Below are 16,957 nucleotides of genomic sequence, written 5' to 3' on the forward strand. Positions count from 1 at the left end.
CCAGATGGCTGTGCAAAAGCACAAAGACAGCTGCGTCGCACTGCCCGAGACTCATCAGGGCAAGCGCCGGCACAGGCGACGCGGCGACAACCATAACAATAGAGAACCCGATCATGGCACACAGCCCTGCCCCTGACCAAGGCACAGACATCACCCGCAACGCGCTTTACCGGCGCATCACGCTGCGGCTGATTCCGTTCATTTTCATCTGCTACCTGTTCAACTACCTCGACCGCGTCAATGTCGGCTTCGCCAAGCTGCAAATGCTCGACGCGCTCAAATTCAGCGAAACCGTCTACGGCTTGGGTGCCGGAATCTTCTTCATCGGCTATGTGCTCTGTGGCCTGCCAAGCAACCTGGCGCTCAACCGCTTCGGCCCGCGGCGCTGGATTGCGGCCATGATGATCGCCTGGGGCAGTCTCTCGACCTGCCTGCTGTTCGTCACCACCCCGACCGAGTTCTACACCCTGCGCTTGCTGACCGGCGCTGCTGAAGCAGGCTTCTTTCCGGGTGTGGTGCTGTACCTCTCGCGCTGGTTCCCGGCAGACCGCCGTGGCCGGATCATGGCCTTGTTCATGTCGGCGATCCCTGTATCGGGCCTGCTCGGCGGGCCTTTCTCCGGCTGGATTCTCGAACACTTCGCCACGGGCCAGCATGGCCTGGCAGGCTGGCAGTGGATGTTCCTGATACAGGGCCTGCCAACCGTGGCGCTGGGTTTCCTGGCCATTGGCATGCTCAGCGATGGTTACCACAAAGCCGCCTGGCTGAGCCCCGCCGAACGCCAGCTGATCGAGACCGACTTGAAGGCAGATGCCGCCAGCAAACCCGTCGCTAATGGCGACGGTGTGCTCGCCGTGCTGACCAACCCATTGATCTGGACCTTCGGCTTCGTTTATTTCTGCATTCAGAGCGGTGTCTACGCGATCAACTTCTGGCTGCCGTCGATCATCAAGAACATGGGCTTCGACAACCCGCTGCTGATCGGCTGGCTGAGCGCCATTCCGTACCTGCTGGCGGGTGTGTTCATGATCCTCTGTGGCCGCTCGGCGGACCTGCGCAACGAACGGCGCTGGCACCTGGTGGTGCCGATGCTGATGGGCGCTGTCGGTTTGCTGATTGCGGTCAACTTTGCCGCCACACCGGCCATCGCCATCCTGGGCCTGTCGATCGCCACCATGGGGGCCCTCACCGGCCTGCCGATGTTCTGGCCAATGCCCACCGCACTGCTCAGCGCCAGTGCCGCGGTCGCGGGCCTGGCGATCATCAACTCGGTGGGGCAGATGGCCGGGTTCCTCAGCCCGTACTGGGTTGGCTTCATCAAGGACCAGACCGGTTCGACCGACGCCGCTTTGTATTCACTGGCAGCACTGATCGTGCTGGGGAGCCTCGTGGCGCTGCGGGTGACGCGCGCCAGTGCCCTGGCGGCTGCCCGGGCCCATTGAGTGCGTGGGGCCGCTCTGCGGCCCCGTTGACGGCAAGGCGGCTGCCACAGGGGCGTGTGTCACCGGGAAGCGACTCGGCGTTTCCGGTCGTCAGGTCAACGCATCACCCTCCCGTCCGAGGCGTCAAATGATCCCAAAGACCCCCTTTGGAGACTCCCATGACCGCCTACGCCGTGGCCCGCCTCGACCAGCTGGACCCCAACCGCCCCCTGCGGGTACAGGCCGGGAGCGAAGAAGTGATCCTGATCCGCAGCGCCGGGCAGGTCCGCGCCTACCAGGCCTACTGCCCGCACGCCGGCGCGCCGCTGGATGAAGGCGTGGTGTGCAACGGCCTGCTGGTCTGCCCCTGGCACAAGGCTGCTTTCGCCATCGACGAGGGTGTGGTCTGCGAGCCCCCGGCGTTGGCAGACCTGCGCCGCTACCGCGCCTGGGTCAAGGATGGCGAAGTCTGGGTCGATGACCAGCCTCTGCCGCAACCCGAGCCACCGCGCCACAGCGATGCACGATGCTTCGTCGTCATCGGCGCCGGTGCCGCAGGCTCAGCGGCAGTTGCCACGCTGCTGGCCCATGGGTTCGGCGGGCGCCTGGTGTGGCTCGACCAGGAACGGCAACCGGCGTATGACCGGACCGCGCTGAGCAAATTCGTGATTGCCGGCGAAATGCCGCCGGACGAGGTGCCGGCGCTGCTTGAAGCTGACCAGTTGCGCACCGGCCACCTGGAACGGCGCTCGGCCAAGGTGCGCCTGCTGGATGCCAAAAAACGCCAGATCATCCTCGCTGACGGCCAACGCATCGATTATGACGCAGCATTATTGGCCACCGGCGGCAAGCCAAAACGCCCAGACCTGCCCGGTGCAGGCCTGGCGGGCATCCTCACGCTGCGCTCGCGCGAAGATGCAGCGCGCCTGCTCGATGCCGCCGAACCCGGCCAGCCCATGGTGATCGTCGGTGACGGTTTCATCGGCCTGGAGGCCGCATCGGCACTGTGCGCATACGGCGCACAGGTCCACGTGGTCACCCGCCACGAGGTTCCGTTACGCACGCCGTTGGGGGAGCGCATTGGCCGCTCCATTCGCGCGCTGCATGAGGGCAAGGGCGTGGTGTTTCATGGCCCCACCGAGGTCGAACGCTTCGTCGGTACGCAGCACGTCGAAGCCGTGCAGCTGAGCAACGGTGAGACCCTCGACACGTCACTGGTCTTGCTCGGTACCGGCGTCACGCCGGCCACTGCCTTCGTGCAGGGCGTGCAATTGGGCGAAGACCGGTCCATTTCAACGGACGCCCACTTGCAGGCCGCCGACCGGCTATGGGTTGCCGGCGATATCGCGACCTTCCCCCTCACCGGCCGCCCGGTGCGCATCGAGCATTGGCGCCTGGCTCAGCAACACGGTGTCATCGCGGCTGCCAACATGCTGGGCGAGCAGCGCCGGTATGACGACGTGCCGTTCTTCTGGACCTATCAGCATGGGCTCACTTATGAAGTACTGGGGCATGCGCGCGACTGGGACCGCATCGAATTTGTCGGGCAGCCGGAACAAGGCGACTTCATTGCCTTGCAATGTGCAGGTGAGCAGGTGCAAGCGGTGATCGCCAGGGGCTATTCCGATGCCATGGCGCAGTTGTCGCAGCGCATGAAGCGGCCACTGAGCCTGGCGCAGGCGCTTGAGTTGATCGGTTGAACGCTTTCGCGCCGCGCCAGCCTGGCTGCCGAGCCTGCAAAAATCAGCTATGGTTTTCCCCACCTCCAATAACAAGAATTTCGTGGAGCGCCCATGGCCGCGCACACCGCCTCACCCCACGCCAGTGAGCTGGCTGCGTTCGTCGATTGCCATTTCGCCGAACGCGGCCTGATGCCGGAACCTGTTATCGCCGAGTCCTGGTACCGCAGCATCAACCAGCATCACCTGGACCCTGAACTGCGCCATGTCGACAACATGCTCAGTGCAACCGAAATCCGCCTGCACCAAGCCCAGCATGAGGCCTACCTGGCCATCGCCAGCCAAGGTGTCAGCGGCCTGGCGCGGCGGGTGGTGGATGCAGGCTTCGCCGTGCTGCTCAGCGACGCCGAGGGTATTACCCTCGATGCCCGCTTGCCGCCCGACCCGCAACGCTATACGCGCTCGGGGCTGATCGTCGGCGCGCGCTGGGACGAGTCGGTAGCCGGCACCAACGGCATCGGCACCGCGCTGGCGTGCGGCCAGGCCCTGACCATCCACCGTCAAGAGCACTTCCTGGCCGCCAACGCGCGCCTGAGCTGCTCGGTGTCGCCGATCTTCGATGCCCACAATCAATTGCTCGGTTGCCTCAATGCCACCTGCCTGTACAACGATGGCCCCAAGCAAGCACAGCACCTGACCTTGCAATTGGTGACCCTCTACGCCCGGCTGATCGAGAACAGCCATTTCCGCGAACGCTACCGCGACCGCCTGACTCTGGCCCTGAAACCGCGTGACGAGTTCTCGGACCTGGCGGCCGAGCAGTTGCTGGCGCTGGATGAGGGTGGCCGGGTGATCGGTGCCAATCGGGCAGCCTTCCTTGCGTATGGCGGCAAGTTACTAGGGGCGCCTGTCGAACAGCTGTTGCACGCCGATATCGACCAATTGCTTGACCTCACCCGGGGCGGCGCGCGCGGTACCCAGTTGCGCGGCCCGGCTCAACCGCTTTTACTGGACGTGGGCCTGCGCGTCCCGGCAGGCTACCGCCCGCTGCGGGCTGCACCGCCGATGCCAGCGCGGGCCGGCCACCCCGGCCTCGATCAGCTGGCCGGCCAGGACGCGCAACTGCAACAAGGCGTGCGCCGGCTGCGCAAGGTGCTGGACAAGGACATCGCCATCCTCCTTAACGGCGAAACCGGTACTGGCAAGGAGGCGTTCGCCCGCGCCCTGCACCAGGCCAGCCAGCGCCATGCCAAGCCGTTCGTGGCGCTCAATTGCGCCGCGATACCCGAGTCATTGATCGAAAGCGAACTGTTTGGCTACCGCGCTGGCAGTTTCACCGGTGCCAGCCGCAAAGGCATGAAAGGCAAGCTGGAGCACGCCAATGGCGGCACGCTGTTTCTCGATGAGATCGGTGACATGCCTGCACACCTGCAAACACGGTTGCTGCGAGTGCTTGCCGAACGTGAACTGGTACCGCTGGGGGCCGAAACGCCGGTGCCGCTGGATATCCAGGTGATATCGGCGACGCACCAGGACCTGCAGGCCATGATTGGCGAGAAGCGCTTTCGCGAGGACCTTTACTATCGCCTGTGCGGGATGCGCATGCGGTTGCCGGCCCTGCGTGAACGCAGCGACCGCCGCGAGCTGATCGATACACTGCTGTGTAGCCTGTCGGCCGGGTCGCGTTTGCGTTTGAGCGCAGAGGCGCATCGTTGCCTACTGGGCCATGCGTGGCCAGGAAATGTGCGCCAACTGCTCAACGCATTGCGCCAGGCGGTGGCGCTGGCCGAAGGCGGGGTGATCGAGCTGGCCGACTTGCCCCAGGAGTTGCTGGACAGCCCAGTGCTTGCGCAGCCTGGAGCGCTCGAGCAGCGGGTGGAAGACCTTCAGGTGCGGCACTTGTTGGAGGTTTTGAAGCGTGAGCGCTGGAACATGAGTGCAACGGCGCAGGCGTTGGGCATTTCGCGCTCGACGCTGTACCGGAAGATGAAGCGCTACGGGATCGTGCAGCCGAACCTGATGGTGTGACCGGTGCGGGCCAATCGCCGGCAAGCCGGCTCCCACCTGGATTGCGCCGAGTTCTAGAAATGGGTAAGACCGTTGCTTCCACAGGTAAAGCCCAGGTCTGAAGAACAGCGCGGTCGGGGTGGGCCGGCTTGCCGGCGATGGGCTGCGCAGCAGCCCCCATAGTCCAGCTGTGATAGCCCGGCCGCGCTCACTAAAACAGCGAGCTTCTGGGTCCGCTTTACGGCCCATCGCCAGCCCCCACTCAGCCGGCCGGCGACAGGGAGATGCTGTGATTACTCACCCCTGGATATACACCACCTGCGTACGCGTGTACTCATACAACCCGTGCTTGCCATCCGCCCCGCCGATGCCGGACTTGCGCGCACCGGCGTGGAAGCCCTGCATGGCTTCGAAGTTCTCACGGTTGATGTAGGTCTCGCCAAAGTCGATCTCGCGGCAGGCCTTCAGCGCGGCATTGAGGTCACGGGTATAGAGCGACGAAGTCAGCCCGTACTCGCTGTCATTGGCCAAGGCAATCGCCTCGTCCAGATCATCGACCACCTGGATCGGCAGTACCGGTCCGAAAATCTCCTTGCGCATGATCTCCATATCCGCCGTACACCCGGCCAACACGGTCGGCTGGTAATGGAACCCGGCGCCGAGGTCGGCCACCTGCCCCCCGGTCACCACCTGCGCGCCCTGCCCTACAGCCGTGCGCACCATCTGCGCCACCTTGTCGAGGCCGGCCTGGTTGATCAGCGGCCCCATGTCCAGGTCGGCCTGGCGCGAGGGGTCGCCATAACGGGTGGCCGCCATGGCTTGGCCTGCCTTGTCGACGAAGGCGTCGGCCACCTTGCGCTGCACATACACGCGTTCGGCACAGTTGCAGACCTGGCCAGTGTTGATCACGCGCGAGGCCACGATGGCTTTCACCGCCAGTTCCAGGTCGGCATCAGCCAGCACGATCGCCGGCGCCTTGCCGCCCAGTTCGAGGTTGAGCTTGGTAATGTTCGGTGCCGCCGCAGCCATGATCCGCGCGCCAGTCGCGACGCTTCCGGTGAAGCTCACCAGGTCGACACCGGCGTGGCTCGACAGGCTGTGACCAACGCTCGCCCCTTTGCCACCGACTACGTTGAATACCCCCGCAGGCAGGTCTGTCTCGGCCACCAACTGGGCGAACGCGTAGCAATTAATGGGCGTTTCCTCACTGGGCTTGACCACGATGGTATTGCCGGTGAGCAGCGCCGGCGCCATCTTGCGTGCGATGAGGAAGAACGGGAAATTCCATGGCAGAATCCCCGCCACCACGCCCAACGGCTTGCGCATCAGGAAGATGTGTTCGTGGGTGCGGTCGCTGCTCAGTACCTCGCCTTCCAGGCGCCGCGCCCATTCAGCCATGTAGTCCAGGTAGTCAGCGGTAAAGCTGACCTCGACCTGGGCCAACGCCGGCACCTTGCCGCCCTCTTGGGTAATGATCCGCGCCAGGCGGTCGGCATTGGCCCGCACCTTGTTGGCGATCTGGCGCAAGTAGCCTGCCCGTTCGATGGCTGTCTTCGCCGCCCAGCCCTTTTGCGCCTTGCGCGCCGCTGCAATGGCGCGCTCCACCTGTTCAGCCGGGGTTTCCGGCACCCGGCCGAGCAACTGAGCGTTGGCCGGGTTGTACACCTCGATCAGCGCCTCGCTGGGCACGAACGTGTTGTCGATGAAGTTCTGGTAGGTCGTGTCAGTCATGCTCGTGTCACTCCTGTGGTGTGTTGTCGGCCAGGGGCGGCTGGGCGACGGGCTTGGCACTGAAGCGCTGCCACGCATCGCCTTCGGCCTTCAAGTCATGGGCGCGCTTGATCAGGTACTGGTGCACCTGCTCGACCTGCTCGGGGTTGAGGTTGTCGGCGAACGAAGGCATGCCATCGGGTACCCGGCCGCCATAGAGGATGCCAAGGAACATCTGGTGCTTTTCGGCAGTGAGCTTGCGCAAGTCGGGCAGCACGCCGCCACTGACGGCGTGAATGCCGTGGCACTGCGAGCAGTTGCCGTCATACAGCGCTGCCCCGGCAGCGACCGTCTGCGCATCGGCGCTCAACGCGGGCGGCTCCGGTGCATCGGCCGGTGGCGCCGGCTCACGCAACTTGGCGTTACCGCCGATCTTGTAGGTCAGCACCTGGGCGAATGGCTGCACCCCGGCGCGCAGCGACAGCGCCCCGGCAAAGGTGGAGAACGCCCCGCCCCAGCCGGCCATGAACGTCACGTATTGCTCGCCGTCCACCGAATAGGTGATCGGCGCTGCCATCACGCCACTGGCGGCGGGCGACTCCCAGAGCTTTTTGCCTGAATCGGCGGCATAGGCGATCACCCGGCCATCGGCGCTGCCTTCGAACACCAGGTTGCCGCCAGTGCTCAGGGTGCCGCCGTTGAAGATGGTGATGTACGGTACTTCCCACGCCGGCGCTTGCTTGACCGGGTCCCAGGCGATCAGCTTGCCCGACCAGCTCTTGGCCATGTCCAACAGGCCTTCAGCGCCTTCGGGCATCATGCCGGTACGCAGCCCCAGCTGGTAAACGCTCTTGAACGGGTTGCGCTTGGGCGCCTCGGGGATGTGTTCGTAGTAGGCCGACATGATATGCGCCGGGATGTACACCAGGCCCGTATCGGGGTTGTAGGACATCGGGTGCCAATCGTGGGCGCCCCAGAACGCTGGGGTCACCAGCTTGCGCTTGCCGTCCTTCCAGTAGGCCGCTGCCTCATCGTCGAGGATCGGCCGCCCGGTTTTCATGTCGATACCCTTGGCCCAGTTCACCGGCACGATGTTCTTCGCCGACAGCAGCTCGCCGGTGGCACGGTCCAGGACGTAGAAAAAGCCGTTTTTCGGGGCCTGCATCAGCACTTTGCGTGGTTTGCCGTCAATCGGCAGCTCGGCCAGGATCATGTGCTGGGTGGCGGTGAAATCCCAGGCATCGCCTGGCGTGGTCTGGTAGTGCCAGGCGTATTCGCCGGTGTCAGCGTTGACCGCGACGATCGAGGACAGGAACAGGTTGTCGCCCTTGGCCTGGCTACGCCATTTCGGGTCCCACATCGAGCCATTGCCCACGCCGATATACAACAGGTTGAGTTCCGGGTCGTAGGCGAACGAGTCCCAGGCGGTACCGCCGCCGCCCCACTCGACATAAGCGTCGCCGTGCCAGGTCTTGCTGGCGATTGCCATGGCTTTGTTCTCGGGCGGCAGCTTGGGGTCGCCCGGTACGGTGAAGAAGCGCCAGGCCTGTTTGCCGCTTTCGGCGTCGTACGCCGTCACGTACCCGCGCACACCGAATTCGGCGCCGCCATTGCCAATGATCACCTTGCCATTGACCACCCGCGGTGCCCCGGTGATGGTGTAGCTGCGCTTGGTGTCATCGCGGGTGTCCACCGACCACACGCGCTTGCCGGTCTTGGCATCGATCGCCTCCAGGCGGCCATCGAGCACGCCAACGTAGACCTTGCCCTGCCACACCGCCACCCCGCGGTTGACCGCGTCACAGCAGGCTTCACCGGCGCGGTGGCGGTCGGACTGCGGGTCGTACTTCCACAGCAGCGCGCCATTGCGCGCGTCCAGGGCATATACCACCGAGAACGGCCCGGTGGTGTACATCACCCCGTCAACCACGATCGGTGTCGCTTCCACACCCCGGTCAAGGTCTAGCTTGTAACTCCAGGCAAGACCGAGCTGGTTGACATTGTCCTGGTTGATCGCCTTGAGCGGGCTGTAGCGCTGCTCGTCATAGGTTCGGCCGTGGCTCATCCAGTTGCCGGGTTCCTTGTCGGCGTCGATGATGCGCTGGCCGTCGACTTCGGCGGCCAAAGCAGGTGCGCTGCACGCCAGGCTCAAGGCCAGGCAGCTCAGCAAGTGCGGCAGAGGCCGACGGTGTGGGCCTGTTCGATTCATGCTCGGTTCTCCGTTCTTGTTATGGACACCGCATCAGGCGTCGGTAACACACAGAGCAACGGCTGTGCCACTGATAGCACGCGCTCGCCAAACCCCCATGCCAGAGCGGTTCGGCACTACCTTGCAGGGAACCACCAGGCCAGTGCCACTGGCGCAGCGATGAAACAATTGCTGCAGGCATGACACAGGTGTGCCAGCCGCTCGCTGGCCCAAAAGGTGCCGAGTTGCACGAATAAAAAGCATTGGGGAGCCCGCAGCCGGGGTGCCGGTCCCCCCATTCCCCAATGATCCCGGTATCGTGCGCGCCATTGGTTTTTCACCTTCGGAGCGGCAATGAAACTCTTCCAACCCTTGCAGATCGGCCCACTGACGTTGCCCAACCGCGTGTTCATGGCGCCCCTCACCCGCCTGCGCAGCCGGGAGCCCGGTGATGTACCCACGCAGATGATGGCCGAGTACTACGCCCAGCGTGCCAGTGCCGGCCTGATCATCACCGAGGCTACGCAAATCTCCTTCCAGGCCAAGGGTTACTCGGGCTCGCCAGGCATTCACAGCGCCGAGCAGATCGCCGCCTGGCGCCTGGTGAACGAAGGCATTCACGCTGCAGGCGGCCACAGCGCCGTGCAGGTCTGGCACACCGGCCGTGTTTCGCACACGTCCTTGCAGCCTGGTGGCCAGGCACCTGTAGCGCCCAGTGCCCTGGCTGCCAATGCCCGTACCACGTTGCGGGACGAACAAGGCAACCTGGTGCGCACCGAGACCTCTGCACCGCGTGCGCTGAGCGAGGAAGAAATCGCCGGCATCGTCGCCGATTTCGGCCAGGCCGCGGTCAATGCTCGCGAAGCCGACTTCGACTTCATCGAATTGCATGCCGCCCACGGCTACCTTTTGCATCAGTTCCTCACCCCCAGCGCCAACCAGCGCGAGGACCGTTATGGCGGCAGTGTCGAGAACCGCGCCCGTATCGTGCTCGAAGCGGTGGATGCCGCCATTGCCGGCTGGAGCGCCGAGCGCGTCGGTATCCGCATTTTCCCGTTGGGTGGCTTCAATGGCGTGGACAATGGCGAAGATCAAGAGGCCGCAGGGCTGTACCTGATCAAGGAACTGGCCAAGCGCAACCTGGCGTACCTGCACCTGTCCGAGCCGGACTGGGCGGGTGGCAAGCCGCTGCGCGATAGCTTCCGTGAGGCTATCCGGGCGGCTTACCCAGGCGTGATCATCGCCGCAGGCGCCTATACCGCCGAGAAAGGCGAAGACCTGATCGGGCGTGGGTTGATCGATGCCGTGGCGTTCGGCCGCAGCTTCATCGCCAACCCGGACCTGGTGGAACGCCTGCTGATCAAGGCGCCACTGAATGAACATCGGCCACAGTTCGACTATGCGAACGGACCGCAGGGGTATACGGATTACCCGTTCCTGCAACAGGCTTGATGGCATGACCGGCCGCGCATCTACGGATCAGACGCCGTAGATGCACCCGGGATGAACCCGGCTTCAGGGGCCTGACGTGCGCAATCATTGTTCCCAGGGCACGCCCTGCTCCCAGCTCGCCACCAGCAGATCGATGAACCCGCGTACTCGCGGCGACAGGTGGCGTTTGCTGGGGTACACCACCCGAATGGGATCCGCCGGCGGCCTGTAGGCGTGCAGCACTTCCACCAGGGTGCCGGCGCGAAGGTCCTCCCCGGTGATGTAGGTGGGCAGGTGAATCAGCCCGAACCCTGCCCGTGCACCATCGAGCATGGCTTCGGAACTGTCGATATTGAGCCGCCCCGGCTCCTCGCACAGGTGCAGGCCCTCCTGGGTGTGAAAGCGCCAGGGCATGGATTTTTCACCTGTCAGGAAGGCGATCTTGTCGTGCCCGTAAAGGTCTGCCGGCACCTGCGGCACCCCGTGCCGGCGCAGATAATCGGGCGAAGCGCAGGTGACGAACTGCTGCCAGGCCACAGTGCGTGTGAGCAGCTGTGAGTCTTCCTTGGGTGCACCGATCCGCACGGCCACGTCAATGCCCTCCTCGACCAGGTCGACGAACCGGTCGGTAAAGCGGATGTCGGCACGCAGTTCCGGCCACTGCTTGAGGTAAGCATCGAGCACCGGCAGCACATGGCGCTGGCCCAACGATAACGGCGCGGTCAGGCGCAGTGTGCCGCTGGGCTTGCCGCGCCGCTGGGCCATGGTGGTTTCCACTTCGTCCAGGTCATCCAGAATCTGCCGCCAGCGCTCATACGCCACCAAACCCTCATCGGTCAGGCTCAATTTGCGCGTGGTACGGTTGAGCAGGCGTACCGCCATGCGCGCCTCCAGCCGCGCGATGCTCTTGCCCACGGCTGAACGGGTCAGCCCCAGGCTCGCCGCTGCAGCGGTAAAGCTGCCCGCCTTCGCGGCGCTGACGAAGGCGGTGATGTCGCCGAAGCGGTTGGGTTCCATGTCCGGTACCTGCAGAGACTCAAGACCCGCTTAGATGGGTGCATATTGCAGTAATGCAAGGGCGTCGTTACAGCATCCACTGCAGGCCCTTGATAACCAGCAGGTGCACCGGGTAGAACAGGTACCCCCAACGCCCCACTGCAGGCACGGGCCAGTGGTCGTGGCGCAGCAGTACGCACCCGACGGGGATGGCCAGGGCCGCAGCGGCCATGGTCAGCAACGTGACCGGTGCCAGCAGGTGCTCGAACAACCAACTGTTGGTCAGGTTGCCCGCCACAGCCAACAGGCACGGCAGCAGCCAGGCCACGCCCCCTCGGCTGCGCGCCATCAGCCAGGCGCTAGGCAGCAGGACGCCGGGCAACCCATACATCAGCTGCGCGCTACACCACGTTGCGATCACCAAGGCGACAAGGCCAATCAGCCGCGCTGCCGCCGTTGGGTGGTGCACCGCCCACGCCACCAGCAGCCCCAAGGTCAGTGTGGGGATCACGCTGAAGGTCTGGGTGGTGGCGTCCAGCCAACGGTAAGGGCCTTCAGACAGAACCATGAACGTCAGCATCCAGCCCAGGTAGCGCAGGTTGGTGCGGGTGAACAGCCGACCCGCTGGGCTGCGCCCGACATTCACTGCGATCGCCAGGCAGAACAAGGGGAAGGCCAGGCGACCGACGATGAACAGCCCGTCCGCGGCTGGCCAGATGAAACGTAGATGGTCGGCGACCATGGTCACGATCGCCGTCCACTTGACCAGGTCCAGCCCTGCCGAACGCACGCCTCAGCGCCCGGGGCCGTCGGCCTGATGCAGGTACTGGGTGGTCCAGGCGGCCAACGGCAGCGGGGGTTGCTGGTCCAGGATGCGGCGCCAGATCAACGCCAGGTCGTGGCGGTTGAACATCGAGCCTGCTCCGCTGCCACGCCACGCGGTGGGCGTGTCGGCAACCCATTGCCCCTGAGCATCGCGGTGGCCCATGTTGAAGCGGAAGGTGTAATTGCCCGGGATCCCCATGCGCAGGTCGGTGACCACCAGCGCACCGCCCACCTCGTCGTAGCGCAGCCAGTCATCGGTGAACCAGCGCAGCCGCTGCAACAGGGGGTTGTCGGCCAATGCAGCGGCAAGCTGCAGGTTACGCGGCAGGCGCTGCATTTCCGGGGGCGCACGGTCGAACACACTGCTGATGCCCTCGTAATAGTCACCCTCCGGGGTCTTGGCCAGCACGCGCCAGACCAGGCTGTTGAACGCGATCGGCACCGCACGCACGTCGCTGGCGACAACCCCCTGCTGGTCGAGGGCCGCCTGGAAACGCTGCTCGGCAGCCATGCGCCCGGCCAGGCCGAAACCCAGGTAGGCCGTGCTGAACACCAGGGCCAGGCTCATCAGCCGCAGCGCCTGGGCGCTGACGCCCCTGACCGCGGCGTAGAGCACGGCCGCCAGCAGGGGCACGGTATAGACAGGGTCGATGATGAACACACTGGCCCAGCTTTGCGGGGTGAACTGCAATGGCCAGAACAGTTGCGTGCCGTACACCGTGAATGAATCGAGGATCGGGTGGGTGACCAGCACCAGCCAGAACGCCAGAAACAGCCTGGGCAAGGTATAGCCTTTGTCAGGCCAGCGCTTGCGCCCCAGCCAGTTGACCAGCCAGGCGAGCGCCAGGGCCAGGCCGGTCAGCACGAAGATCGAGTGGGAAAAGCCCCGGTGGTAGGTCATTTGCGACACCGGGTCGGCGTAGCGGATGACCACGTCCAGGTCCGGCACGGTGCCCAGTACGGCACCGTAGATCAACGAGCGGCGGCCCTGGATACGGCCGAGCACTGTGCCTTGCAGGGCGGCGCCGAGTACGGCTTGGGTAATGGAGTCCAAGGGAAGGTTTCCTGAGCGGGCAATACTGGAAACCTAACCCTGCGAACCCCGGTGATGCAATTGCTGCTGTGTGACAACGCGTGGCCGGTACGGCCTCAGAACAGCTGCCAGGTGTATACCAGGATCAACCGGTTCTCATCGATGTCGCTGCGGTAGTTGGACCGCGCCATGGCATTTCTCACCCGAATCCCCAGCCCTTTGAGCACACCGCTCTGCACCGCATACCCCAGATCGATGTCTCGTTCGCGATCCTTGCCCTCGTACCCTTGGCCAGTGTCGACGTTGTTACCGGTGAGGTAGCGCACCGTCGCCGTCAGCCCCGGGATGCCCATGGCCGCGAAGTTGTAGTCATAACGCAGCTGATAGGAGCGCTCATCGGTGTAGGCGAATTCATAGGTCGGCACCTCATTGCCCAGCGGGGAAATATTGGCGAATACCCTGGGGAACGGGCTGTCACCGTACATGGCCTGGTAGCCCGCGTGAACGCTGTGCCCCCCTCGCCTGGCTGTGAGCAGCGAAAAGAATGCCTGGTTGTCGATGCTGCCCAGCAAGGCGTCACCTTGCTCACGGGCGGTGAAATAGCCCAGGTTGGCACTGAGCACCCAGTCGCCGATCGGTTTGCTGTGCTTGAACCCGGCAAAGCCCTGGGCATAGATGTCCTGCAGTTGCCCGTACCAGAGGCTGGCACTGGTCTGGTTACCATTGAAGGCATAGTCGCCGCCCACATAGTTGAACGCGTCGCTCTCGACCTGGCGCTGGGGCACATGGCCGAGCATGGCGTTCATTTTGCCGTCGCCGCCTTCGTTACGCAGGTGCGAGCCGCTCAGGTGCCCGGCCTGCACCGTCAGGCCGTCCAGTTCGGATGAGCTGAGGCTGACGCCTTGGTAAGTGGGCGGCAACAGGCGGATATCGCTGAAGGTCAGCACCGGCAGGTTGGGCTGCAGTTCACCGACGCGCAACTCGGTTTTCGACACCTTGGCCTTGAACGTAGGTGCCAGGCGGCTGTACTCGTCGGCGGCTCTGCCATCACCGTGCACCGGGAGCAGCCCTGTATTGACCCGGTCGGGGCTGCTGTCGAGCTTGATGCCGAGCACGCCCAGCGCGTCGATCCCAACGCCTACGGTGCCTGGTGTGTAACCAGACTTGAAATCAAGAATGAAGCCCTGAGCCCACTCCTGGGCCTTGGACTGCTGATTGGCGCCGACGATGTCGGAAAAGTCACGGCTGAAGTAGTAGTTACGGGCGCTGAGGCTAGCTTTGGCATCCGTGAAGAAACCGCCTTCGGCGGCGAGTAACGGTTGGCTGAGCAGGGTCAGCCCGATGGCGACGCAAGGGGTTGGGTTCATTCCGAAGCTCTCTTGATCTTGTTGTTATGGGTAAAGCGTTGGCGGTACGGACTTCACAGTGAACGGCGCAGGGCCTCGCGGGCATGGGGGCGACGCAGCCTGAGCAGCGCGTGGGCCAGCAGGCCGAACAGCAGCCCCCAGAACGCGGCCGAAAGGCCAAGGAAAGACACCCCCGAAGCGGTGACCAGAAAGGTGAACAAGCCAGCGTCGCGCTCCTGCGGCTCAGCCAGGCTGCGGGCCAAGGCGTCGCTGATCGCGCCATACAACGCAAGCCCGGCCAGCGCGGCAATCAACGCAGCAGGAAAAGCGGCGAACAGCGACATCAGCGTCGCCCCGGCGATGCCCAGCAACAGGTACAGCGCACTGCCGGCGACTGCCGCCACATAGCGCCGGCGCGGGTTGTCATGGGCCTCGTGCCCCGTGCACAGGCTGGCGGTGACGGCAGCGAGGTTCAGCCCATGGCAACCGAACGGCGCCAACAAGGCTCCGCCGATGGCACTGGCGCTGATCAACGGGCTGGCAGGCGTTGCGTAGCCGGCGTTGCGCAGCACTGCCATGCCCGGCATGAATTGCCCGGTCAGCGCCACCAGCACCATTGGCAGCGCCAGGCTGAACAGCGCCGCCAGGCTGAACTGCGGGGTGATCCATTGCGGCGAGGCCAGTTGCACTACCAGCGCCTCGCTGCGCAGTGCGCCACTGGCAAAGGTGACAACGGCACCGACACCCAACACCGCAGCCACGGCGTAGCGCGGTTGCAGCCTGCGCATCAGCACATAAGTAACGAACATCGCCAGCACCAGGCCCGGCTGCAGCGGCAATGCCCGGAACACCTCGATGCCGAAGCTGAACAGAATGCCGGCCTGCATGCCGGCGGCGATCGAGCCCGGCAGGCGCGCGATGATGCGGTCGAAGGCCCCACTGATGCCGATCACCAGCAGGACCAGGTTGGCCATCAGATACGCCCCTACCGCTTGCTCCAGTCCTAGCTGGGGCAAGGCCGTGACCAACAGTGCCGAACCCGGGATGGACCAGGCGATCACCACCGGCACCCGGTAGTACAGGCTCAACACGCCGCCGAGTACCGCGCTGCCCATGGAGATGGCCCACACCCACGAAGACAGCAGGCCATGGGGCAAGCCGGCGGCTTCGGCGGCGTGGAAGATGATCACCAGGGGGCCGGCGTAGGAAATCATCGTCGCCAGGCAACCTGCGACGATGGCGGAAAGGGAGCAGTCCTTGATCAGGTTTTTCATGGGCCTCTCGCTGCAGTGGTGGGTTGCAAGGGCTATGCGCTCGATCGCCGGCAAGGCGGCTGCGACCCAGACGCCGCTGAGTCGAAGCCTGCGCTGTACCTGCAGACGACGTGCCCGCGATCGCGGCTTAGGCTTCCTGCAAGGCCCGAGGCCGCCCGCTGCGCTGCTCATCCGCGCCTTGCAGCGCCTTTTGCAACTGGAAGTCGAACGTCAGTTCGGCAAAACGGCCGTCGGCCCCCTCCCGGAACACCACCTCACCGACCAGCCCATCACGCGTGGCATAGGCGAAGTCATCCCACAGGTACTTGTCGCCAGACAGGTTGATCTGGGTGGTCAGGTGCCGATGCCCCGGCGCCGAGATGAAGAAGTGCACATGCGCCGGGCGCTGGCCGTGCCGGCCCAACAGGTCCAGACATTCCTGGGTCGGCCCCTGCGGGTCGCAGCCGTAACCCGAGGGCACGATGGAGCGCGCGCGGTAGCGGCCTTCGGCGTCGGTGACGATGCGCCGGCGCAGGTTGTAGTCGGACTGGCCAGGGTCGAAGAACGAGTAAGTGCCTCGGGTGTTGGCATGCCACAGGTCGACCACAGCGCCGGCCAGCGGCTGGCCCTGTGGGCCGAGCACCTGGCCTTCGAGGAACATGACCGTGGCCACACCCTCCTCGCTGCCGTCATCCATGCGCGCCTGGCCCTGGGCAATCGGCGCACCGGCAACGTACAGCGGGCCTTCGATGGTGCGCGGGGTGCCGCCGCTCAGGCCTGCCTCGGCATCCTTGGCATCCTGCAGCAGGTCGAGAAAGTGCTCGATGCCCAGCCCCGCTACCAGAAGCCCGGCCTCGCCCCGTGCGCCAAGGCGGTTGAGGTAGTCCACCGCCAGCCAGAACTCGTCCTCACTGATTTCCAGGTCTTCGATCAGGCGGGCGGTGTCTTGCAGCACACGCTGAACGATACGTTTGAGGCGTGGGCTGCCGTCGTCGTTGCCAAAGCCTGCTGCCTCCTCGAAAAACTTCTGGGCGTCGGCAGTGTGGGAAATTTTCACGGTCATGATGC

At 64.7% G+C, this 16,957-nt stretch carries 12 protein-coding genes; 4 read left to right on the forward strand and 8 right to left on the reverse strand.

Annotated elements, in window-relative coordinates:
• The first annotated feature begins 113 nt into the window (after positions 1-113).
• The 3 genes from JNA92_RS04155 (at position 114) to JNA92_RS04165 (ending at position 5,128) form a co-directional block, all read left to right on the forward strand.
• On the forward strand, positions 114-1,442 hold the full coding sequence (locus tag JNA92_RS04155) for an MFS transporter (protein WP_241803463.1): 1,329 nt from the start codon (positions 114-116) through the stop codon (positions 1,440-1,442).
• Positions 1,443-1,600: 158 nt separating this feature from the next.
• A complete protein-coding gene (locus tag JNA92_RS04160) occupies positions 1,601-3,121 on the forward strand; it encodes an apoptosis inducing factor family protein (RefSeq protein WP_241803464.1) in 1,521 nt (506 codons plus the stop codon).
• A gap of 93 nt (positions 3,122-3,214) precedes the next feature.
• Entirely contained in the window at positions 3,215-5,128 is a 1,914-nt protein-coding gene (locus JNA92_RS04165) for a sigma-54-dependent Fis family transcriptional regulator (RefSeq protein ID WP_241803465.1), read from the forward strand.
• A gap of 276 nt (positions 5,129-5,404) precedes the next feature.
• On the opposite strand, the gene aldA is transcribed toward JNA92_RS04165, so the two are convergent.
• Both aldA and JNA92_RS04175 read right to left on the reverse strand, forming a co-directional pair.
• On the reverse strand, positions 5,405-6,838 hold the full coding sequence (gene aldA, locus JNA92_RS04170; RefSeq protein WP_241803466.1) for an aldehyde dehydrogenase: 1,434 nt from the start codon (positions 6,836-6,838) through the stop codon (positions 5,405-5,407).
• Between the two features lie 7 nt (positions 6,839-6,845).
• A complete protein-coding gene (locus tag JNA92_RS04175) occupies positions 6,846-9,026 on the reverse strand; it encodes a PQQ-dependent dehydrogenase, methanol/ethanol family (RefSeq protein WP_241803467.1) in 2,181 nt (726 codons plus the stop codon).
• A 333-nt stretch (positions 9,027-9,359) separates the two neighbouring features.
• On the opposite strand from JNA92_RS04175, the gene JNA92_RS04180 reads away from it, so the two are divergent.
• Positions 9,360-10,457 (forward strand): alkene reductase, encoded by a 1,098-nt coding sequence (locus tag JNA92_RS04180; RefSeq protein WP_241803468.1) that lies wholly within the window; start codon positions 9,360-9,362, stop codon positions 10,455-10,457.
• Between the two features lie 84 nt (positions 10,458-10,541).
• Here JNA92_RS04180 and JNA92_RS04185 read toward each other — a convergent pair whose 3' ends face one another.
• The 6 genes from JNA92_RS04185 to catA form a co-directional block, all read right to left on the reverse strand.
• On the reverse strand, positions 10,542-11,453 hold the full coding sequence (locus tag JNA92_RS04185; protein WP_241803469.1) for a LysR family transcriptional regulator: 912 nt from the start codon (positions 11,451-11,453) through the stop codon (positions 10,542-10,544).
• A gap of 67 nt (positions 11,454-11,520) precedes the next feature.
• Positions 11,521-12,222 carry a TraX family protein gene (locus tag JNA92_RS04190; RefSeq protein ID WP_241803470.1) on the reverse strand — a complete coding sequence of 234 codons (702 nt, stop codon included), beginning with the start codon at positions 12,220-12,222 and terminating at the stop codon, positions 11,521-11,523.
• A gap of 3 nt (positions 12,223-12,225) precedes the next feature.
• Complete coding sequence (locus JNA92_RS04195) at positions 12,226-13,311, reverse strand: metal-dependent hydrolase (protein WP_241803471.1); 1,086 nt, start codon at positions 13,309-13,311, stop codon at positions 12,226-12,228.
• Positions 13,312-13,406: 95 nt separating this feature from the next.
• On the reverse strand, positions 13,407-14,657 hold the full coding sequence (locus tag JNA92_RS04200) for an OprD family porin (RefSeq protein WP_241803472.1): 1,251 nt from the start codon (positions 14,655-14,657) through the stop codon (positions 13,407-13,409).
• A gap of 53 nt (positions 14,658-14,710) precedes the next feature.
• Positions 14,711-15,910, reverse strand: a complete 1,200-nt coding sequence (locus tag JNA92_RS04205; RefSeq protein WP_241803473.1) for a benzoate/H(+) symporter BenE family transporter — start codon at positions 15,908-15,910, stop codon at positions 14,711-14,713.
• Between the two features lie 127 nt (positions 15,911-16,037).
• Positions 16,038-16,952, reverse strand: coding sequence for a catechol 1,2-dioxygenase (gene catA / locus JNA92_RS04210; RefSeq protein WP_241803474.1), 915 nt, complete (start codon positions 16,950-16,952; stop codon positions 16,038-16,040).
• Positions 16,953-16,957 lie beyond the last annotated feature (5 nt).

The sequence above is a fragment of the Pseudomonas putida genome, assembly GCF_022627325.1.
GTDB lineage: Bacteria > Pseudomonadota > Gammaproteobacteria > Pseudomonadales > Pseudomonadaceae > Aquipseudomonas > Aquipseudomonas putida_X.